19 protein-coding genes, 1 tRNA gene and 1 riboswitch (1 of these 21 cut by a window edge) are annotated in these 19,004 nt (G+C 64.6%); of the genes, 13 read left to right on the top strand and 7 right to left on the bottom strand.

The features are described from left to right. Positions 1–6: 6 nt before the first annotated feature. Positions 7–1,164 carry an acetylornithine deacetylase gene (gene argE / locus LG047_RS17345; protein ID WP_227967979.1) on the bottom strand — a complete coding sequence of 386 codons (1,158 nt, stop codon included), beginning with the start codon at positions 1,162–1,164 and terminating at the stop codon, positions 7–9. Beyond that, positions 1,164–1,556: a Co2+/Mg2+ efflux protein ApaG gene (apaG, locus tag LG047_RS17350; protein WP_036280203.1), complete on the bottom strand. Its 393-nt coding sequence runs from the start codon at positions 1,554–1,556 to the stop codon at positions 1,164–1,166. The genes argE and apaG overlap by 1 nt, the downstream gene beginning before the upstream one ends. Before the next feature lie 203 nt (positions 1,557–1,759). Here apaG and LG047_RS17355 point away from each other — a divergent pair, with 203 nt between their 5' ends. The 6 genes from LG047_RS17355 (at position 1,760) to LG047_RS17380 (ending at position 6,241) form a co-directional block, all read left to right on the top strand. Then, positions 1,760–2,134: a hypothetical protein gene (locus LG047_RS17355; protein WP_227967980.1), complete on the top strand. Its 375-nt coding sequence runs from the start codon at positions 1,760–1,762 to the stop codon at positions 2,132–2,134. 194 nt (positions 2,135–2,328) lie between these two features. Then, entirely contained in the window at positions 2,329–4,764 is a 2,436-nt protein-coding gene (locus LG047_RS17360; protein WP_227967981.1) for a TonB-dependent receptor, read from the top strand. Positions 4,765–4,867: 103 nt separating this feature from the next. Then, positions 4,868–5,242, top strand: a complete 375-nt coding sequence (locus LG047_RS17365) for a DUF2946 family protein (protein ID WP_036286550.1) — start codon at positions 4,868–4,870, stop codon at positions 5,240–5,242. Between the two features lie 107 nt (positions 5,243–5,349). Further along, entirely contained in the window at positions 5,350–5,568 is a 219-nt protein-coding gene (locus LG047_RS17370) for a hypothetical protein (protein WP_227967982.1), read from the top strand. Between the two features lie 8 nt (positions 5,569–5,576). Next, a complete protein-coding gene (locus LG047_RS17375; protein ID WP_227967983.1) occupies positions 5,577–5,996 on the top strand; it encodes a hypothetical protein in 420 nt (139 codons plus the stop codon). Positions 5,997–6,100: 104 nt separating this feature from the next. Then, positions 6,101–6,241: a hypothetical protein gene (locus tag LG047_RS17380; RefSeq protein WP_227967984.1), complete on the top strand. Its 141-nt coding sequence runs from the start codon at positions 6,101–6,103 to the stop codon at positions 6,239–6,241. 18 nt (positions 6,242–6,259) lie between these two features. Here the strand turns inward: LG047_RS17380 and LG047_RS17385 are convergent, their stop codons facing one another. Continuing rightward, on the bottom strand, positions 6,260–7,459 hold the full coding sequence (locus LG047_RS17385) for an O-succinylhomoserine sulfhydrylase (RefSeq protein ID WP_227967985.1): 1,200 nt from the start codon (positions 7,457–7,459) through the stop codon (positions 6,260–6,262). Between the two features lie 78 nt (positions 7,460–7,537). Then, positions 7,538–7,616: riboswitch (SAM riboswitch) on the bottom strand. Positions 7,617–7,711: 95 nt separating this feature from the next. On the opposite strand from LG047_RS17385, the gene LG047_RS17390 reads away from it, so the two are divergent. Both LG047_RS17390 and LG047_RS17395 read left to right on the top strand, forming a co-directional pair. Beyond that, the gene (locus LG047_RS17390; protein WP_227967986.1) at positions 7,712–9,292 is read left to right on the top strand and encodes a cryptochrome/photolyase family protein; all 1,581 of its coding nucleotides are present in this window, start codon (positions 7,712–7,714) and stop codon (positions 9,290–9,292) included. Between the two features lie 77 nt (positions 9,293–9,369). Beyond that, on the top strand, positions 9,370–10,494 hold the full coding sequence (locus LG047_RS17395; RefSeq protein ID WP_370635074.1) for a 2'-deoxycytidine 5'-triphosphate deaminase: 1,125 nt from the start codon (positions 9,370–9,372) through the stop codon (positions 10,492–10,494). A 23-nt stretch (positions 10,495–10,517) separates the two neighbouring features. On the opposite strand, the gene LG047_RS17400 is transcribed toward LG047_RS17395, so the two are convergent. Continuing rightward, positions 10,518–10,838 carry a hypothetical protein gene (locus LG047_RS17400; RefSeq protein ID WP_227967988.1) on the bottom strand — a complete coding sequence of 107 codons (321 nt, stop codon included), beginning with the start codon at positions 10,836–10,838 and terminating at the stop codon, positions 10,518–10,520. Positions 10,839–11,081: 243 nt separating this feature from the next. Between LG047_RS17400 and LG047_RS17405 the strand changes: the two genes are divergently transcribed. From LG047_RS17405 to cmk, 3 genes are all read left to right on the top strand, one after another. Then, positions 11,082–11,156 (top strand) — tRNA-Gly (locus LG047_RS17405). A gap of 78 nt (positions 11,157–11,234) precedes the next feature. Next, positions 11,235–12,575 (top strand): 3-phosphoshikimate 1-carboxyvinyltransferase, encoded by a 1,341-nt coding sequence (gene aroA / locus LG047_RS17410; RefSeq protein ID WP_255679592.1) that lies wholly within the window; start codon positions 11,235–11,237, stop codon positions 12,573–12,575. After that, positions 12,572–13,213, top strand: a complete 642-nt coding sequence (gene cmk, locus LG047_RS17415) for a (d)CMP kinase (protein ID WP_036280224.1) — start codon at positions 12,572–12,574, stop codon at positions 13,211–13,213. The genes aroA and cmk overlap by 4 nt, the downstream gene beginning before the upstream one ends. Position 13,214: 1 nt before the next feature. Here the strand turns inward: cmk and LG047_RS17420 are convergent, their stop codons facing one another. Further along, on the bottom strand, positions 13,215–14,600 hold the full coding sequence (locus LG047_RS17420; RefSeq protein ID WP_227967989.1) for an aminotransferase class I/II-fold pyridoxal phosphate-dependent enzyme: 1,386 nt from the start codon (positions 14,598–14,600) through the stop codon (positions 13,215–13,217). 61 nt (positions 14,601–14,661) lie between these two features. After that, a protein-coding gene (locus LG047_RS17425; RefSeq protein WP_370634952.1) for an IS3 family transposase occupies positions 14,662–15,812 on the bottom strand; the annotation gives its coding sequence in 2 pieces (ribosomal slippage) (positions 14,662–15,551 and positions 15,551–15,812; 1,152 coding nt in all). Positions 15,813–16,088: 276 nt separating this feature from the next. Here LG047_RS17425 and gluQRS point away from each other — a divergent pair. Continuing rightward, positions 16,089–16,946: a tRNA glutamyl-Q(34) synthetase GluQRS gene (gene gluQRS, locus LG047_RS17430; protein WP_227967990.1), complete on the top strand. Its 858-nt coding sequence runs from the start codon at positions 16,089–16,091 to the stop codon at positions 16,944–16,946. 89 nt (positions 16,947–17,035) lie between these two features. Further along, the gene (locus LG047_RS17435; protein ID WP_036280230.1) at positions 17,036–17,311 is read left to right on the top strand and encodes a phosphopantetheine-binding protein; all 276 of its coding nucleotides are present in this window, start codon (positions 17,036–17,038) and stop codon (positions 17,309–17,311) included. Positions 17,312–17,395: 84 nt separating this feature from the next. Here the strand turns inward: LG047_RS17435 and LG047_RS17440 are convergent, their stop codons facing one another. Beyond that, positions 17,396–19,004, bottom strand: the 3' portion of a protein-coding gene (locus LG047_RS17440; protein WP_227967991.1) for a M23 family metallopeptidase. The gene runs 446 nt beyond the window's last position; only the last 1,609 of its 2,055 coding nucleotides appear in the window; its start codon lies off the right edge, out of view; it ends in the stop codon at positions 17,396–17,398.

Consider the following 19,004-nt stretch of genomic DNA (forward strand, 5'->3'; position numbering starts at 1 on the left):
TTGGCGTCAATTCCCCAGTTCGCTGGCCAGCCGGCGCATGAAATCGACACAGGCCGCCAGTTCAGCGATGTCGATATATTCGTTGGGCTGGTGCGCCTGGTCGATGCGCCCGGGGCCGCAGACGACAGTGGGAACGCCCGCCTCCTGAAAATGCCCCGCCTCTGTGGCGTAGGGCACGGCGATGGTGCTGTTGCGCCGCGCAAGCCGCAGCGCCAGCGTCTCGGCGGCCGACCCCGGCTGGGGCGCAAGGCCGGGAATCTCGTTTTCCGTGATGGTTTCAACGCCCGCCTGCGGAAAACCGGCGAAGATCGTCTCGCGCAGCCCGTCGATATAGGTTTCGAGACGGTCGAGCGCGAGCGTCGGCCTCGCGCCCGGCAGCCCGCGGAATTCCCATTGGAACGTGCAGTCCTTCGCGACGATGTTGCGCGCCGTGCCGCCGTGGATGACGCCCACGTGAATTGTGGAATAAGGCGGATCGAAGCGCCCGGTGGGATCCCCGGCTGCGCGCAGCTCCGCGGCGATGCGCTCGAGCTCAACCACGAGCCGGCAGGCGACGTGGACGGCGCTGACGCCGCGATGCAGATTGGCGGAGTGGATCTCGAAGCCGGTCACATGGGTGCCATGCGTCGTGACGCTCTTGTGCGCGTCGGCGACCTGCATCGACGTCGGCTCGCCGACGATCACCGCGGCCGGCTTCGGAAGATCGACGCCGAGCCGCGCGATCATGTCGAGCGGACCGAGGCAGGTCGTTTCCTCGTCATAGCTCAGAAGAATATGGATCGGCCGCGCCAGCGCCGCCTTTCTGAAAACCGGGATCATCGCGAGCGCGACGGCGCCGAAGCCCTTCATGTCCACGGTTCCACGACCGTAGAGGCGGCCCGCCTCGCGCCGCATGGTGAAGGGATCGCTGCTCCAGTCCTGCCCCTCGACCGGCACGACGTCCGTATGGCCCGACAGCAGAACGCCGCCCGGCTCGTCGGGGCCGATGGTGGCGAAGATCGCCGCCTTGTCGCCCTTCGCGTTCGGCGCGCGGACGAAGGGGACGCCCTGCTGACGCAGATAGGATTCGACGAAATCGATCAGCGGCAGATTCGACTTCGAACTCTCGGTGTCGAAGGCGACCAGGCGGCCGGTCATCTCGATTGCGCGTTCGAGGTCGTCCATCAGTTCAACGTCGGACGCGAGAGCGGGCTGTCGAGGGAGAAGGCGGGAATTTCGACGTCGAAGGCTTCGCCCGAATCGGTGACCATCCGGTAGGCGCCCTGCATCAGGCCGGACGGCGTCGCGAGCGGACAGCCCGAGGCGTAGCGGAAGGTCTCGCCGGGCTCCAGCACCGGCTGCTCGCCGACGACGCCCGGACCGCGCACTTCTTCGCGGCGCCCATTCGCGTCGATGATGATCCAGTGGCGGGAAATGAGCCGCACGCGCACGCGCCCCAGATTGGCGATTTCGATCGTGTAGGACCAGAAATAGCGGTTCTCCGCAGGATCCGAGCGATCCGGCAGAAAGTCGGGCAGGGCCGTGACCTGAATGTCTCGGGTGATGGCGATATACATGATCCAGCAAACTTAGAACGGCTTTCTACAAAGGGGAATCTCTTTGTGCAGGCGCCCGCTGGCGCGTTTATGTACATAGCCAAGGTCGCGGTAGTGACAAATTTGACACAACGCAAGGATTTGAAGCCTGCGGGGCCCTCGCCGGCTTGGTTTGCGCCTGGCCTTGAAGGATAATTACCAAGTCGTTTTCAACGGGATCGAGAATGCGTCCTTCGGCTCTCCGCGCATTGCTGCTCGCGCTGGCAATGGTCTTTCAGACCATCGCCGGCGGCGTGAGCGTCGCGCACGCCGCGACGGGCGCGTCGCCGCAAGCGGTCTCCGGGCATTGCGATTTCATGCGCGGGCCGCATCACGGCGAGCCCGCCGGGAAGGCGGGGAGCCATGACGGACGGCACATCATGTGTCTGTCATGCCTGCTCTGCGCCGGACCGCCGACGGTATCAATCGATCAACGCACGGACATTGTCCTCGAGCGCCGCAGCTGCGCCGTCATCGGATTCACTTCGTCGGAGATCCTGCGGCTCGTTTCGCGCGCTGCGCAAACCAGCCGGGCGCGGGCGCCCCCTGCGGCCGCGTGACGTATTCGCGTCTGTTCATGCGCCCTGACCGGCGCGGACGCGACCCTGTTCCCCAAGCGTGACAGTATAGCGCCGCCTCGATGCTCGCGCAGTCCCAAATATCAGCTCCGCCGCCCGTGGAGTCGGCTCGTTCGCCCTTGTCGGGGCGGGCGCCGCTCGGGTTGCGAGCCGTCTGTGCTCAAGGAAACGCCCATATGACCCGTCGTTTACATTTACTCGCCGCCGCGTCCGCCAACACGCTCGGCCTGCTTCTCGCCTCGTCGGCGCTCGCGCAACAATCCTTGCCGACCATCGACGTCGGCGGCGCCCGCGGCCCGGCGCGGCAGGGCCCGTCTGCGCCTCGCCCGGTGGGCCCGGCCCGCGTCGCCGCCTCGACCCCGGCCCCCGCGCCTGTTTCGGCGCCGTCGGCCCCTCCCGGCTTCAGCCCCCGCAAGCTGGAGCTTCCCGTTTACCGCGACCCGACCGGCCAAACGTTCACGACCGTCAGTGGCAAGAATTTCGTCAATCAGCCGCTCGTGACCGTTCGCGAGTTGTTGCAATACAGCCCTGGCGTCTCCTTCAAGATGGGCAACGGTCCTCGTGACGTCGTCATCTCGATTCGCGGTTCTTCGGCGCGCAACGGCTTCGGCGTTCGCAACATCGTGATGCTCGAGGACGGCTTCTCCGTCACGCAGCCGGACGGCCTGTCGCGCACCGACCTGACCGATCCGCACGCCTATGCCGGCGTGGACGTCTATCGCGGCCCCTCGTCGGCCCTGTTCGGCAACTTCGCCAATGGCGGCGCGATCAACTTCCGCACCCGCACGGGCGCCGAAATCGACGGCGTCGAGATCGGCAGCGAATTCGGGTCCTTCGGTTATCTCAACAACTTCACCGCGATCGGCAAGAAGACCGAAAATGTCGACATCGCGATTTTCGCGAGCGACGTGCGCGGCGACGGCTGGACGCTCCACAACCGCTACGACACGCAGACCGTCAATGCGACGGCGCGCTGGCAGGTGACGCCGAACGATCTTCTGACCTTCAAATTCATCCACAACCAGCTCTATGGCGACCTCTCGTCCCGACTGTCGCTCAACCAGTACTACAACAATCCCTTCCAGGTCGGCTGTTACGTCATTCCGCCGCTCGGCTCGTCCACGCCGGGCGGCTATCTGGCCCGTTCCTATTGCGGCGGCGCGTTCGTCCCGCTCAATGGATTGAACGGGTCGGGCGGGGCAGGCTATCAGACCACCGCCTATCTCGCGGGCTTCAACCGAAACGACCGCCGCGACGTGCTCGGCCTGCGCTGGGAGCATGATTTCGACGCCAACACCAAATGGCGGACGCAGGTCATCTATGACGACAAGAACATCATACAGCCGACCGGCGCCACGGCCGCGCTGCAGGATGAGCCGGCTGTAAACGCCAGCACGGACATCACGCAGATCGGAACGCTCGGCGGCTACGAGGCGCGGCATTTCGCCGGCCTCTACTTCAACCGCACGCGCTATACGAGCTACACCAACAACACCCTGCCGGTCGGCAACGGCGCCACGGGCGCCCTGCAGTCGAAGCAGAATGCGATGATGCAAAACCTCGGCGCGCGCGGTCGCGAGGAGGTCGCGCTTTCCAAGGACCTGACGATGGTCCTCGGCCTCTCCGCAGAAATGACGAAGATCGCTGCCCTGCAGGACCAGTTCACCTATGTGACGAACGGCCCGGCCCTGGGGCAGATCGCGACCTGGCGCGGCATTCCGGTGAACAAGACCTATTGGAACTTCGGCCCGGAAGCCTCCGTCACCTGGCAGGCCACGCCGGAGTTGAGGACGCGTTTCCGCGCTTCGAGCGGTTATGGCACGCCCAATCCGGGTCAGTTGTTCGTGACTTCGCAAGGGCGTCCGGGGGCTAACGTCGATCTGAAGACGCAGCGCAATACGGGCATCGACATCGGATTCGACTGGAATCCGGACGAAACCCTGACCTTCAGCCTTACGGGCTTCCACGAGTGGTATCAGGACGAGCAACTGACCCAGTCGCCGGGCGCAGGCCTGCTGAACTATACCTTCAACGCCCCGGGCTCCGTGCATCGCGGCGTCGAGACGCAGGCGGACTGGCGTCCGCTCGACGGCTGGCGGGTGTTGGCGAATTACACTTACAACAACCAGATCTTCACGGATTTCACGGAAACGCTTGGCACCGCGACCCAAACCGGCTACTTCAACCGCGCTGGTTACAAGATCCCGGGCGTTGCGCCGCATAACGCCACGGCGCGTCTCGCCTATGATCACCCTCATGGCGACTTCAAGGGCTTGGGCGCCTTCGTCGAATACAACTACCAGAGCTCCTATTTCATCGACAATGGCAACGTGCTGACGATCCCGGGCTACGGCCTCGTCAACGCCAATGTCCATTTCGACCGGGAGATCGACAACTCCTGGCCGCTCAAGCACTTCACCGCCTATTTCGAGGTGCGGAACATCTTCGACAACAACTGGGTCGCGTCGGCCAACAACATCTCGAACACGGTCGCGCTGGTTAACGGTCTGGTTGTCCAGAACGGCTATTTCCAGCTGGCGCAATTCGGCACCGGCTCGATCTACGCCGGCAATCCGCGTCTCTTCCAGGGCGGCGTGAAGTTCAAGTTCTGACGCTTTGATGCGCCTCGGCGAGCAGAGCCGCTTGCCGAGGCGCTCGGTTTTTGCTTGTATTGCTCTCGCGCGCGCTGCGCGCGCAGTTCGCAGGTTTCCTTTCATGCGCCGCAATTGGCTGACCATTCTGCTTGTCGCGCTGGCTCTGACCGTGCAGGTCTTTGCGCCGGCCGCGGGCAATGTCGCCGTTGCGAAGGCGTTCGGGGAAGCCAGCGAATCGATCGATCTGTGCCTGAAGGCCGCGGGCTCCGCTGACGATCGCCAGCAGACCCCCGGCCAGCTCCACAGTCATCGGGACGCCTGCGCGCTATGTCAGGCCTTCTGTGACGGCTCGGCTCCGCTTGCAGCGCGACTCCTGTCTTCCGGCATGGCGCCGGTCCAATGGACCGCGCTCGACTGGACATTGGCAGACGGCGCACTGCCGACGCCTCATCACGAACATTCCCGACAGGCCCGCGCGCCGCCCTCCCTCTCCTGATCATCGCAACATCGAGCTGCTGCGTCGTCCCTGACCGCGTCCCGAACCGCGGGGGAGCGACGTGGCGATTGCAACGCCGCGTCAGACGGCGGATCAGGAGAAGATTCATGAACCACAGGCGACGGCCCAACGGCCGGGAGAACATCGTCGCGAGCAAGGCTCTCGAGGAATTGAAGACGCGCGAAAGCCGCGAGGCGGAGATGGCGACGCTCGCCGCGATCATCCCCGGGACAGCCGCATGGCGAAACAACAAGAGAGGCGCGATCCGTCTGATCGACCTCGAGCGGCGGGCGCGCTTTTCGCGTCTTTCGTTCGAAGCGGGCTGATTCCGCTCATGACGCAACGATATGCGTTCTCCGCGTCGGGCGGCATGGGCCGGCTGGGCGTCGCGCTGCTTTTGGCGGCTGCGGCTCTCTGGGCCGCGCTGCCGCTCGCGCCCGGCTTCGCCAAGCTCGGCGACTCGGGGAATGCGGACGATTCGTTTGCGTCCTTTTTCATCTGTTACGCGTCGGGCGCTCCCTCTCCCGACGCGCAGACGGGGCGGCCGGGCCCCAATCAGGACCGCAGCGGCGACTGTTTCATTTGCCAGCTCTCCTGCTGCGGCGCTGCGCCAATTGCGGCGCGGCCCGGTTCAGTCGGCGCGGCGCCCTTCCAGCGGACGACGACTCCCTGGATGGTGGCGGACCGCGCTGCGCCGACGCCCCGATCCCGTCTCTCCCACCGGCCTCGCGCGCCGCCGCTCGAACCCGCTTGACCCTCACAGGCGGTTTGCGTCGGCGACGTTTCTCTCCTTGCGCCGCCGACGCGAATTTCAGGCGTCGAAAAGCCGCCAATCGGCGGCGCGGGAGGAATGAAGCAATGGTTGAATTATTCTCGGGCGTGAGCCTCGAAATCGCCGGCGCGGTCCTGGCGGCGACTTTCTTTGTCGCCGAATGCGTGAAGCAGGAAAGCGTCGCTGCGTTGCGAATTGCGACGGCGCGCAAGCGCGCGCCGCGCTGAGGCGAAGCGCGGGCGCGGTCAGCCGCGCCCGACCGCCGCCAGCCCTGCCGCCAGATCGTCGACGAGGTCGTCGACGTCCTCCAGACCGACCGACAACCGCAGCATCCCCTCTGTGATGCCGAGCGTCGCGCGCGCCTCGGGCGAGAGGCGCTGATGCGTCGTCGTCGCGGGATGGGTGATGAGACTCTTGGCGTCGCCGAGATTGTTGGAAATCTTGATCACTTGCAGCGCATTGGCGAGCCTGAAGGCGGCCGCCTTGTCTTCCACGTAGAAACTCACCAGCGTTCCGCCGCCCAGCATCTGCCGTCGCGCCAGCTCCTCCTGCGGATGGTCCTTGCGGAAGGGGTAGAGCACACGCGTCACGCCCTTCTGCTCGGCGAGGAAGTCCGCGATCCTCGCGGCGCTCGACGCCTGCTGCGCGACGCGCAGGGGCAGGGTTTCGAGGCCTTTCAGCATCACCCAGGCGTTGAAGGGCGACATGGCCGGGCCAGTCTGGCGCAGGAAGTTATGAATGCTTTCCTCGATCAGCGCCTGAGAGGCGAGAATGACGCCGCCGAGACACCGGCCCTGACCGTCGATGTGCTTCGTCGCCGAATAGACGACGACGTCCGCGCCGAATTCGAACGGCTTCTGCAGCATCGGCGTCGCGAAGACATTGTCGACGACGAGCTTGGCTCCGGCGTTATGGGCAATGTCGGCGATCGCCTTCAGGTCATAGACGTCGAGCCCCGGATTCGTCGGGCTTTCGAGGAAGAAGAGTTTCGTCTCCGGCCGCACGGCGGCTTTCCACCGCGAAAGGTCCGCGCCGTCGACGAGTGTCGAGGCGACGCCCAGTCGCGGCAGCAGATCCTCCACGACATAAAGACAGGAACCGAACAGCGCGCGCGCCGCGACGACGTGATCGCCGGCTTTCACCTGCGCCAGCAGGCTCGCGGTGACGGCGGCCATGCCGCTCGCGGTGGCGCGGGCCGCCTCGGCGCCTTCCAGCAGACACATGCGCTGCTCGAACATCGCCACGGTCGGGTTCGAGAATCGCGAATAGATGAAGCCCGGATCATCGCCCTTGAAGCGCGCCTCGGCGGCTTCCATCGTCGGATAGGCGAAGCTCTGGGTAAGGAACAGCGCCTCCGACATTTCGCCGAAGGGGGAGCGCAGCGTCCCGCCATGCACGAGTTGCGTCGCGGGCTTCAGTTTCTTGCGCGGAGCGTCGGCGGACATGTCTTCTCCTTCCGGCGCGTGGACGCGCCATGACCCAAAAGCGCGAGAAATCTCGCGCCGCGGCGAAAAAGCGGGTTCCCTGCGGAAGACCCGGCCTTTTAGCGCTTTGTTTTTCGTGGCGGCAAGCCGGCCGGCTCAAATAACCACGAGGCACTAATCCGAAAACCCGCCGCCGCTGTCAATCGTCTCTTTGAAGTCGCCGCGCCGGACGGTAAGTCCCTTGTCGCCGCCTTCACGGGAAAGTTCGGCCGAATGACGAAGACCCTGCGCTTCCTTCTGGGAGATCAGCTGACGCGCTCGATCTCCGCGCTCGACGGAATTGATCCGGCGCAAGACGTTGTGCTGATGGCCGAGGTCGACGCCGAGACGCGCCACATTCGCCACCACAAGCAGAAGATCGCCTTCATCCTCGCCGCGATGCGCCATTTTGCTCAGGAGTTGCGAGCGGAGGGGCTTGTCGTCGATTACGTGCGTCTCGACGCCGCTGAAAACCGCGGCGACTTCACCAGCGAGCTGGCCCGCGCCGTCGCCCGCCACAAGCCCGATCGGATCGTCGTGACCGAGCCCGGAGAATGGCGGGTGCGCGAGATGATGCTCGGCTGGTCGGCGATGCTGGGGCTTCCGGTGGAGATCCGGGACGACGACCGCTTCTTCTGCTCGCGCGCGGATTTCTCCCGCTGGGCCGGGCGGCGCGAGACGCTGCGCATGGAGTTTTTCTACCGGGATATGCGCCGGCGGACGGGCCTGCTGATGGAGGGCGACGCGCCGGTCGGCGGCAAATGGAATTTCGATCCGGAAAATCGCAAGCCCCTGCCGGCGAAGTTTCGCGCGCCGCAGCGCCCGCGCTTTGCTCCGGACGATACGACCCGCGAGATCCTGAAGCTGACGGCGACGCGCTACGCCGAACATTTCGGCGATCTGGAGCCCTTCGGCTGGGCGGTGACGCGTGCGGACGCACGGATCGCGCTGGATGATTTCATCGCAAATTGCCTGCCATACTTCGGCGACTTTCAGGATGCGATGAAGAGCGGAGAGCCCTTTCTCTATCATGCGGTCCTCTCGCCCTATCTCAATGTCGGTCTGCTGACGCCGCGCGAAATCTGCGTCGCCGCGGAGCGCGCCTATCTCTCGGGAGCCGCGCCGATCAACGCGGTCGAGGGCTTCATCCGCCAGATCCTCGGCTGGCGCGAATATGTGCGCGGAATTTACTGGCTGCGTATGCCCGAATACGCCGAGACGAACGCGCTCGACGCGACGCGCCCCCTTCCATGGTTTTTCTGGTCCGGCGAAACCTCGATGAACTGTCTCGGGCAGGTCATCGACGAGACCCGCCGCCACGCCTACGCGCACCATATCCAGCGATTGATGGTCGTCGGCAATTTCGCGCTGCTCGCGGGCGTCGCGCCGCGCGAGATCGAGGAATGGTATCTCGTCGTCTACGCCGACGCCTTCGAATGGGTCGAACTGCCGAATGTTCATGGCATGGCGATCTTCGCCGACGGCGGCGCGCTCGCGTCGAAGCCCTATGCGGCCTCCGGCGCCTATATCAACCGGATGTCCGACTATTGCAGGAATTGCCGCCATGACGTCGCGGCAAAGGCCGGGCCGACAGCCTGCCCCTTCAATTATCTCTACTGGAATTTCTTCATCGAAAACCGCAGCCGGCTGCCGCGCACGCCCCGCCTCGCCATGCCGCTTCGCACGTTCGACGCGATGAGCGACGAGCGGCGGGAGGAGATCAGGCGCGACGCGGCGGCGTTTTTCGCGAGCCCCGAGATGGACCCGCGGCCGGGCAGGGGCTATGCGGAAAGCCAGAAGCGGCTGCCGCTCTGAAGCCGTGCTGGCTAGCCGCATGGCCGGGCTGTATGGTCGCGCAACCGAATTTTCGAGGGTCAGAGGTATCGATGGGCATGGCGCCTACAGGATCAGCGCAGGGCGGCGTGCTCTCCAGCCGACAGATTCAGGCGATGGCGGAAGCCGGCGCGATCCGCGTTTCCGCGCCGCTCGCCGCCGGGCAGGTTCAGCCCGCGAGCCTCGATCTGCGGCTCGGCCCCAAGGCCTATCGCGTGCGCGCGAGCTTCCTGCCGGGCAAGGACCGGCGCGTCGGCGACATTCTCTCCGCGCTCGCCTATGACGAGATCTCGCTCGATGGCGAGGGCGCGATTCTCGAGCGGGGCTGCGTCTATGTCGTGCCGCTGATGGAGGGTCTTTCCCTCGGCGCGGATGTCTCGGGCGCCGCCAATCCAAAGAGTTCCACCGGCCGCCTCGATATTTTCACTCGTCTCATCGCCGATGGCGGCGATCGCTTCGACGAGGTCGCGCCCGGCTACATCGGCCCGCTTTTCGCCGAGGTCTCGCCCCGCAGTTTCTCCGTGCGCGTGCGCATGGGCTCGCGGCTCAATCAACTGCGTTTTCGCGCGCGAGGGACGGATGCGGGGCAGGGGAGCGTCGTGCTGAACGACGCGGCGCTGGCCGAGCTGCAAAAGAAAGCGCCGCTCGTCGATGGCGAACTGAACCTGCGTGACGGCGTCGTGCTGCGGGTCGCGCTCGGCGCCGAGGCCTTCGGCGGAGTCATCGGCTATCGTGCGCAGAAACACACCGACGTCATCGACGTCGACCGCATCGGCGCCTATCGGATCGACGACTATTGGGATCGTCTGCCCGCCCGCGACGGCCGCCTCATTCTCGATCCCGGCGATTTTTACATCCTCGCCTCGCGCGAGCGCCTCGCCATCCCGCCCGACCTCGCCGCCGAAATGGCGCCGATGGACGCGGCGATCGGGGAGTTCCGCGTTCATTACGCAGGTTTCTTCGACCCCGGCTTCGGCGCGGCGCCGGACGGACGCCCGGGCGCGCGCGCCGTGCTGGAGGTGCGCTCCCGCGAAGTGCCGTTCATTCTCGAGGACGGGCAATATATCGGCCGGCTGGTCTATGAGCGGATGGCCGAGAAGCCGGAGGCGCTCTACGGCGAAAGTGGCGTGTCGAACTACCAGGGGCAGGGACTGAAACTGTCCAAGCATTTCGAGGCGGGATGATCGCCCGCCCCGCGACCTTCGCGTCAAGCGGAAGCAGGGCGCACTTCATAGATTCCGGCGAATTCCCTCTCGCCTTTTGGCGAATAGGAGGGCGCGCCGCTGCGTATGTCGCGCAGCTCGAGTCCGAAGTCGTGAAGCAGGGGGCAATCCAGCGATTGCGCCTGCGCCTCGGTCAATCTGTCTCCGATGGAAAGTTCGCGTTCCAGCGGACGCGCTTGCGGCGTTTTGCTGAAATCGGTGAACGCCTCGACTCGCTCGGGATGAGAGAAATCACGGGGACGATATTGCGCTGTCGCCATCTTGAGCCTCGTCGGCGGATCGGAAATGGCCGTGTCCGAAGACATGGTCCGCTTTTATAAACATCAAGCGTGTCTTTATATACACAAAAAATGTCATAACACGACATGGAAGTAAAGCCTATATTGAACAAGGAATTATGAGAATTTTGCAGCCCCTGTCCGGCGCTTCGGGCTGGTTTCCCACCTTTCGGCTGTTTTCCCGAACCCGGCGCCTCGCGCATGCGCGCGAGCGGCCCACTTGCGCGCGCAAAACGAAAGCGGTACAGAAACAATGTGCTTATGATCCGCGCGGGCGTAGTTCAGTGGTAGAACGACAGCTTCCCAAGCTGTATGTCGTGGGTTCGATTCCCATCGCCCGCTCCAAATCAAACTCCGCGCGCTGGCCGCGGCGCCGGTGTGGCGACCGTTGAGCCCCTGCGTCGCTACCCAAGGGCTCGCATTTTGGACGCCGCCTCCCACGCTCCCGCCGCGCCGCTCAGCGCCCAGGCTTCCGGCCCCCTTGCCGGTCGCGTTCGTCCGCCGGGCGACAAATCCGTTTCTCATCGCTCGATGATTTTCGGGCTTCTGGCCGTCGGCGAGACGCGTATCGAGGGGCTGCTCGAAGGCGAGGACGTGTTGCGCACGGCTCAGGCCTGCCGCCAGCTAGGCGCGAAGGTCGTTCGCCACGCTCCCGGCTCATGGAGCGTCTGGGGCGCGGGACTGGGCTCGCTCCTTCAGCCCACCGAGACGCTCGACTTCGGCAATGCTGGGACGGGTTCGCGGCTGATGATGGGCGTCGTCGCCGGCCATCCGATCGTCGCGCGGTTCGATGGCGACGCCTCGCTGCGCAAACGGCCGATGAGGCGAATCCTCGATCCTCTCGCGTTGCAGGGCGCGCAGGTGCTGGAGCAGGCTGAAGGCGGACGGCTGCCGCTTGTCCTCCAGGGCGCGAGCGAGCCCCTGCCGGTCGAATACAAGACGCCCGTCGCCTCGGCGCAGATCAAATCCGCCGTCTTGCTGTGCGGGCTCAATTCCCCGGGCCGCACGGTCGTGATCGAGGCCGAGGCTTCGCGCGATCATACCGAGAAAATGCTGGCGCATTTCGGCGCGAAGGTGACGAGCGAACCTTACGGAGCGCATGGCCGCAAGATCACGCTGGAAGGCCGGCCGGAACTGGTCGCGCGAGAAGTGCGCGTCCCTGCCGATCCGTCATCCGCCGCCTTTCCGATCGTCGCGGCGCTGATTGCGCCCGGCTCCGATATCGTCGTCGAAGGCGTGATGACCAATCCATTGCGCAGCGGCCTGCTGACGACGCTGCAGGAAATGGGCGCCGACATTACGCTAGGCAACAGTCGCGACGAGGGCGGCGAGGAAGTCGCCGACGTGCGCGCGCGCTTTTCATCGTTGCGCGGCGTGGATGTTCCCGCTGAGCGCGCGCCTTCGATGATCGACGAATATCCGATACTCGCCGTCGCTGCCGCCTTCGCGCAGGGCGAGACGCGCATGCGCGGGCTTTCCGAATTGCGCGTGAAGGAGTCGGACCGTCTCGCGGCGATCGCTGCGGGACTCGCGGTCAATGGCGTCGATTGCGAAATCGTCGGCGACGATCTCATCGTGCGCGGCGGCGCCGTGAAGGGCGGGGGCGTCGTCGAGACCCATCTCGACCATCGCATCGCCATGAGCTTTCTCGTCATGGGTTTGGCTTCGCAGAGCAAGGTGACGGTCGACGACGAGACGATGATCGCGACGAGCTTCCCCTCGTTCCGCGCGCTGATGGAAACACTCGGAGCGCGCTTCTCGTGAGCTTCGTCATCGCCATCGACGGGCCGGCGGCGTCCGGCAAGGGAACGCTTGCCCGCCGTCTTGCAGAGCATTACGGCCTGCCGCATCTCGACACGGGGCTGCTCTACCGCGCGACCGCCTGCGCGCTCATCGACGAAGGGCTGCCGCTGGACGATGTCGAGGCGGCGGTCGCCGCTGCGCGCGGCCTGTCGCTCACCGAATTTGAAGAGGATCGTCTTCGCGCGCGCGACATGGGCGAGGCGGCTTCCGTCGTCGCGGCCATGCCGGCGGTGCGCGCGGCGCTGATCGACATGCAGCGTAATTTCGCCGCGCGGCCGGAAGGCGCGGTGCTCGACGGGCGCGACATCGGGACCGTCATTTGTCCGGAAGCGCCGGTAAAGATCTTCGTCACCGCCTCGCCGGAGACGCGCGCCCAGCGCCGTGCGCTCGAACTCGCCAGTCGTGGCGAGGATGTGGATTTCCCCGCGATTCTCGATGACGTGAAGAAGCGAGACGCCCGCGACAGCGAACGCAGCGCCGCGCCTCTCAAGGCTGCCGATGACGCCGTGACGCTGGATACGAGCGATCTCGATCGCGAGGAAGCGTTCGCGGCGGCGCTGGAGATCGTCAGGTCGAGAGTGTCGGCAGCCGGCGCCTGAGTTAATCGCCCGCGGTGGAGCGCAGACCGACGGACTCGATTTGCCTGCGCGCCCATTGCAATCCCGCGGCGACGCCCTCGGCGATCGTTTCTATTTCGCCGGGACTGTGGTGGGGCGTCAGCTGAATTCTGAAGCGCGCCTCGCCTTTGCGCACGGCGGGGAACTCGACGCAATTGACGATCACGCCTTTTTCCATCAGGTATTTATAGGCCAGCCGCGCCACTCCCTGCGAACCCGCCGGAACGATCGTCATCGCTGAAACACGGCCGATCGTCGATACGCCGCTCTGCGACAGGCAATCCCTCAGAAACGCCGTGTTCGAGACGAGCTTTTTCCTCAGCGCGTCGCCTTCCTCCGAAAAGACGATGTCGAGCGCCGCGTCGATGGCGCCAAGCTGAGAGGGAATGAGATAATTGGAAAAAGTGTAGGACCCCGAATAGCCTTGAATTGCGCGCTTCGACGCGAGGCAATTCGTCGCCAGAAAGCCGCCGATCGAGGCGAATGTTTTTGAAAACGACCCTATTACGTAATCGACTTCCGAATAGGGGGCGGTTTCAGCGAGAGCGCCCTTGCCTCCGGGACCGAGGCAGCCAAAGTCATGTGCGACATCGACGAGCAGATGGGCGTCGAACTCCTCCTTCAACCGGATAATGGCTTCGAAATCCGGCGTGTCCGAATCCATCGAAAACAGGCCCTCAGTGACGATCAGTATTGCGCCATCCACGTCCTTCCTGCGAATACGCTCCAGTTTCCTGCGAAGGCTCGAAAAATCGTTATGCATGAACTGGTGGACGTTCGGGGTCGCCGCCGCGGCTCCATGCTGCAGGCAATTATGAGCGAGACTGTCGATGACGACATGGTCCCGCCTTCGCACCAGTCCGTAAATAATGCCGTAGCCAGCCGCCCAGCCGGTCGGAAACAGGCAGACATGTTCGAGTCCCGTGGCCGTCGCGATCTTCCACTCGACGACGGAAGCCAGAGTCATGCCGCCGCCCATAGGGGCGGAGCCGGAACTGTGAACGCCGTGGGTCTCGATCGCGGCTTTGGCGCCGTTCACGACCAGCGGATGCGTTGCAAGCCCGAGATAATCCTGTGACGCGCCATTGATCCCGCGCCAGACGCGGCCATGCTCGTCCTGCACCTCGACTTGTCGGCCGATCAGTCTGCGATGCTGTCTGAAATACTGCCACACGCCTCTCTCGGACGCGTGGGCCGCGTCATTCGCAAGGCCAACATAGCGATCAGCAAATCGTTTTCCGCCCCTCTCCTGATGATCTGAAACGCCCCACAGCAAGCTTCTGTCCATCGCAATTCTGTCGGCCGCCGCCGTCCGTCGTTCCCCGGCGTATTCCGACAGGATCGAATTGGGAAGAGACGTCTTTTCCATGCAGTTTGTCCTGAAAATGAAATGGGCGCTTTGAGCTGCTGCCGGTTTCGTGGACGCCGAGTTAAGTTACTCCCACCTTCTTTTCGAACTCAACCGGGCTGACGTAGCCGATCGTCGAATGCCTGCGGACGGGGTTGTAGAACCGCTCGACGTAATCGAAGACGTCTGCCCGGGCGTCGTCACGCGTGCGGTAGAGTTTCTTCCCGATCCGCTCCGTCTTCAGTGAAGAGAAGAAGCTCTCCATCGCCGCATTGTCCCAGACATTGCCGGATCGGCTCATCGAGCAAACGACGCCATTGTCGGCCATGAGGCGCTGGAACTGCTCGCTCGTATATTGGCTGCCCCTGTCGGAGTGATGCAGCAAGGCGTCCGGCTTGCCGCGACGCCAGATCGCCATCATCAATGCATCCGCGACAAGACCAGCGGTCATCTCGGCTTTCATCGACCAGCCGACGACCCTTCGCGAGAACAGGTCGATGACTGCGGCGACGTAGAGCCAGCCTTCCGCCGTCCAAATATAGGTGAAGTCGGCGATCCACTTCTGGTTCGGCGCTTGCGCGGCGAACTGCCGGTCGAGAACATTCGGCGCGACGACCGCCGACCTTTGTCCGTCGTCCTTCGGCTGACCCCGGCGACGCGGTCGCGCCCGCAAGGCGTTTGCCCGCATCAACCGTTCGATCTTGTGCAGGCCGCAGGAGACGCCTTCGGCTAGAACGTCCCGCCAGACGCGGCGGGCGCCGTAGGTTCGGGCGCTGCCCACGAAGCTCGCGCGGATTTTCTTTGTCAGCTCCTCGTCCGCGACCGATCGGGCGCTCGGCCCGCGACGCAGCCAGGCGTGAAAGCCCGATCGGGACACGTCCAGCGCTTCGCAGAGCCACGCCACCGGCCAGACGCTCCGGTGCTTTGCGACGAAAGCGAACCTCATTTCGCTTCCCTCGCAAAGAAGGCTGCGGCCTTTTTTAGAATGTCGCGCTCCGCCCGCAGTTTGGCGACCTCACGGCGCAGCCTTTCGATCTCCAGTTGCTCCGGCTTCTGCTGGCCGTGTCCGGGGAAGGCCTGCACGGGATCCGTCGTCAGCTCCCGAACCCAGCGCCGCAACACGTTCTCATGCACATCCAGATCGCGGCAGGCCTGCGCGACGGTGACGCCGCGCTCCTTCACCAACCGAACCGCCTCGACCTTGAACTCCCGACTGAATATCCGTCTCGCCATAACAAACCTCCGGCCTCATGAAACACCGTTTCTCGGCGTCCACGAAACCGGCAGCAGCTCACTTTGAAATTTTCCAGTAGGGCAGGGCGTTCAGACGGGAATGAAATTGCATCCGTCAGCCGGACGTCGCATCATCCAAATGTAGTAGGAGAAAATCGGACAGGAGCGGTAGACGCGTCCTTTCCCCTCGGGCGTCCTTTGAGAAAGGCGCTGCCGGCCTGATGCAGGGGGCGAAGCCCCGTTGCGGTTCATCGCGGATTCGGCTCTAAACGATTCATGCCCGGCCCCTCGCAACGCTGCTTTCGCTTCGCGCCGTCGCCCAATGGATTTCTCCATCTCGGCCATGCCTATTCCGCGCTGCTGAATTTCAGGCTCGCTCGCGAGTGCGGCGGGCGTTTTCTCTTGCGCATCGAGGATATCGACACTGGCCGCGCGCGGCCGGAGTTCGAGGCGGCGATCCATGAAGACCTCGCCTGGCTCGGCCTCGCATGGGAAACGCCCGTGCGCCGTCAGTCCGAACATTTCGACGATTATGCGCGCGCGCTCGCGCGGCTCGACGATATGGGGCTGCTTTACGCCTGCGACTGCAAACGCTCGGATATTGCGCATTTCGCGGCGGCGCATGACGGCTGGCCGCGCGATCCCGACGGCGCGCCGCTATATTCCGGAACATGCCGCGACAAGCCGCGCCGTCCCGCCGGCGAAGTGTTGAGGCAGGGCGGGGTGGCGTTGCGACTCGACATGGAGAAGGCGGTCGCGCTCGCGGGGCAGGGACTGACCTGGCAGGAATTCAATTTGGGCGCTGTTGCGGCCGACCCTGCGCAGTGGGGCGACGTCGTGCTGGCGCGAAAGGATACGCCCGCGAGCTATCATATCGCCGTCGTAGTCGATGATGCGATTCAGGGCGTGACGGATGTGGTGCGGGGGCGCGATCTTTTTAACGCGACCAGCCTGCACCGTCTGTTGCAGCGGCTGCTCGAACTGCCAGAGCCGGGTTACCGGCATCACGATCTGGTGCTGGACGAGGATGGGGAAAAACTGTCGAAAAGCCGCGCCTCGACAACATTGCGCGCCCTGCGGGCGGACGGCGTGAGCGCGTCGGATGTGCGGCGGCGATTGGGGTCATTCAGCTAGGCGCGAGCGGTGTGCGCCGGCGCACCAACATTGACCGTGCGGGCCGCTACCTTCTCACCATCGAAACTCGATCGACTGGGAGAGAAACAATGTTCGAGACCATCCGCCGCCTCATCGACCGCGAAGCCAGACTCGCCATTCCCGCGTCCGACCTCACGCCGCGCGCCAATCTCTATGAGCTGGGGCTGACGCCCTATACGGCGATCCGCCTGCTGCTCGCCGTCGAGCGCGAATTCGGGGTGGAATTCCCGCGTGAATCGCTCAACCGGGCCGCCATGGCGTCGATCGAGGCGATCGCCCGCTGCGTCCGCGAGGCGAAATTCGCGCCGGTGGCCTACGAAGAGGATCTGCGCGTCGCCGCTTGAAGAGATCGCGGCAGCCGCGCCGCATTGGCGAGCGCAGGCGGCCGCTAGGATCATTCCGGCTCGAACCGGACCGGAATGATCCGTCTATTTCGTCTGATTGCCGCCGCTTCCCTGGCGAGAGGCGACCTTAGAATTGTTGGGGGCCTTGGCCATGAGCGAATCGATGCGGTCGCGCTCTTTCTTGAAATCGGCCAGCATGCGGCCCTCGATTTCGCGCGTGCGCGCGAGCTTCACGCGCATCGGATCGACGAAATGGCCGTTGACCATGACTTCGTAATGGAGATGCGGACCAGTCGAAAGTCCCGTGGAGCCGAGGAAGCCGACCGTCTGGCCCTGCTTGACGCGAACGCCCTCGGTGATGCCGCGGGCGAAGCCGGACATGTGATTGTAGGTCGTGATGTAGCCGTTGGCGTGCTGGATCTCGACGCGGCGGCCATAGCCCGAATCCCATTGCGCCTTGATGACCGTGCCATTGCCGGCCGCGAGAATCGGCGTGCCGATGGGCGCCGCCCAGTCGACGCCGGTATGCATCTTGTAATAGCCGAGGATGGGATGGCGGCGCATGCCGAAGCCGGATCGCGTCTCGCCGATCGAGATCGGCTTGCGCACGAGGAATTTGCGGCTCGAGCGTCCGTTCTCGTCGTAATAATCGACGAGGCCGTCGTCCGTGGTCTGGAAGCGATAGTAGCGATAGGTTTCGTTGTGTGTCGTCAGCGACGCGAAAAGCAGGGCGTCGCGGCCGGGAACCGAGCCGTCGTCTGGTTCGTCGTAGAAGAGGTCCAGCGTATCGCCGCCGGAAACGCCGCGTTGCAGATCGACGTCGTTGGCGAAGACCCGCACCATCTCATTGATGATCGGGCGGGGCACCTGCTGCTTGAGGGCCGTTTCATATAGCGAATCGTAGAGGCGCATGGCCCCGGAATCGTCTTCCTCGTCGCCGAGGTCCTCGAGGGCGGGTATGTAGCGCTTGGGCGCCTTGCGCGCGATCGGAGCGGGCGCGGTCGGCGTCTGCACGAAAGTGCCCTTGTCCGTCGCGGCGACGATCGATTCGACGACGTCGTCGTTGTAGACCGACATCCGCGCAAGCTGCATGTTCTTGCCCGATCCGTCGAAATCCGCGAACAGCAGTTTCACCCGCTGGCCCTCGCGCACCGGATCGCCGCGCTTGCCGCGGTAGGCGGCGGCGACGGCGTCGATGCGCGCCCGCGGAACGCCATTGGCGGCGAGGATGTCCGTGAGGTTCTCGCCGTGGCGCACGACCGCGAGCTTTTCTTCCATTTGCGTCGGCTGCGGCGTGTCGCGCGGCGCGACCGTCACATTCTCCGGCACCATGCGCACCTCGATGGACGAGAAAGGAGCCGTGAGCGGCGAGCTGCCCGGCGTCGCGTAGGCGAGCGCCATGGGATCGATCGACGCGCGGCTGGTGCGCGACAGCAGCGCCTGTCCGGGCAAGGGCAGCGCCGCCTTTGGTCCGGCCGCGATCGAGGATTTGACCTGCTCGATGACCTGCGCCTGACATTCCTCGAGCGACAGCTGGGCGCTTTGAGTCTCGACGCCCACGGCGCCGAGATCATGGGTGACGAAGGAGACCTCCGCCTCGTCGAGCGCCACGTCCGAATCTCCGTTGCTGTCGGGAGCGCGGGCGTCGGTGATGAGCTTGAGCGGGTTGAAGGCCGGCACCTCATTGGCGAAG

The sequence above is a fragment of the Methylocystis sp. WRRC1 genome (assembly GCF_020733155.1).
GTDB lineage: Bacteria > Pseudomonadota > Alphaproteobacteria > Rhizobiales > Beijerinckiaceae > Methylocystis.

Bases quoted from the DNA above. Each gene is read 5' to 3' on its own strand.
- LG047_RS17420 (WP_227967989.1), bottom strand. From the start codon at position 14,600: ATGGAAAAGACGTCTCTTCCCAATTCGATCCTGTCGGAATACGCCGGG.
- argE (WP_227967979.1), bottom strand. From the start codon at position 1,164: ATGGACGACCTCGAACGCGCAATCGAGATGACCGGCCGCCTGGTCGCC.
- LG047_RS17360 (WP_227967981.1), top strand. From the start codon at position 2,329: ATGACCCGTCGTTTACATTTACTCGCCGCCGCGTCCGCCAACACGCTC.
- LG047_RS17370 (WP_227967982.1), top strand. From the start codon at position 5,350: ATGAACCACAGGCGACGGCCCAACGGCCGGGAGAACATCGTCGCGAGC.
- LG047_RS17385 (WP_227967985.1), bottom strand. From the start codon at position 7,459: ATGTCCGCCGACGCTCCGCGCAAGAAACTGAAGCCCGCGACGCAACTC.
- LG047_RS17395 (WP_370635074.1), top strand. From the start codon at position 9,370: ATGGCGCCTACAGGATCAGCGCAGGGCGGCGTGCTCTCCAGCCGACAG.
- LG047_RS17390 (WP_227967986.1), top strand. From the start codon at position 7,712: ATGACGAAGACCCTGCGCTTCCTTCTGGGAGATCAGCTGACGCGCTCG.
- LG047_RS17365 (WP_036286550.1), top strand. From the start codon at position 4,868: ATGCGCCGCAATTGGCTGACCATTCTGCTTGTCGCGCTGGCTCTGACC.
- apaG (WP_036280203.1), bottom strand. From the start codon at position 1,556: ATGTATATCGCCATCACCCGAGACATTCAGGTCACGGCCCTGCCCGAC.
- LG047_RS17435 (WP_036280230.1), top strand. From the start codon at position 17,036: ATGTTCGAGACCATCCGCCGCCTCATCGACCGCGAAGCCAGACTCGCC.
- LG047_RS17380 (WP_227967984.1), top strand. From the start codon at position 6,101: ATGGTTGAATTATTCTCGGGCGTGAGCCTCGAAATCGCCGGCGCGGTC.
- gluQRS (WP_227967990.1), top strand. From the start codon at position 16,089: ATGCCCGGCCCCTCGCAACGCTGCTTTCGCTTCGCGCCGTCGCCCAAT.
- LG047_RS17375 (WP_227967983.1), top strand. From the start codon at position 5,577: ATGACGCAACGATATGCGTTCTCCGCGTCGGGCGGCATGGGCCGGCTG.
- LG047_RS17355 (WP_227967980.1), top strand. From the start codon at position 1,760: ATGCGTCCTTCGGCTCTCCGCGCATTGCTGCTCGCGCTGGCAATGGTC.
- LG047_RS17400 (WP_227967988.1), bottom strand. From the start codon at position 10,838: ATGTCTTCGGACACGGCCATTTCCGATCCGCCGACGAGGCTCAAGATG.